The organism is Nocardioides malaquae (assembly GCF_015070385.1).
Taxonomy (GTDB): Bacteria; Actinomycetota; Actinomycetes; order Propionibacteriales; family Nocardioidaceae; genus Nocardioides; species Nocardioides malaquae.
Map to the genome: position 1 here is coordinate 1 of NZ_JADCSA010000526.1, position 264 is coordinate 264.

A 264-nucleotide genomic window follows, 5' to 3' on the forward strand; every position below is an offset into this window, starting at 1 on the left:
CTTGAAGTAGTGAAACCTTTTCCACATTGACTACAAGGATATGGTTTAAATCCGGTGTGCACCAGCTTGTGACTGTTTAAATTGCCTAACTGACTAAAAGCCTTTCCACACTGGTCGCAGTGATATGGTTTAATTCCAGTGTGAATTCTCTGGTGTGCTTTAAGGTGGGACATCTGAGTGAAGTGTTTTCCACACTCGTCACAACCATAGGGTTTCTCACTAGTGTGGCTTCTCTGGTGTTGTATTAAGTGAGCCTTTGTCTTA

1 protein-coding gene is annotated in these 264 nt (G+C 42.4%); it reads right to left on the bottom strand.

The annotated features are described in order from the left end of the window. Positions 1 to 173: C2H2-type zinc finger protein (locus IEQ44_RS18250; protein ID WP_193639433.1), on the bottom strand; the 173-nt coding region annotated here is incomplete at its 3' end. Between the last annotated feature and the right edge of the window lie 91 nt (positions 174 to 264).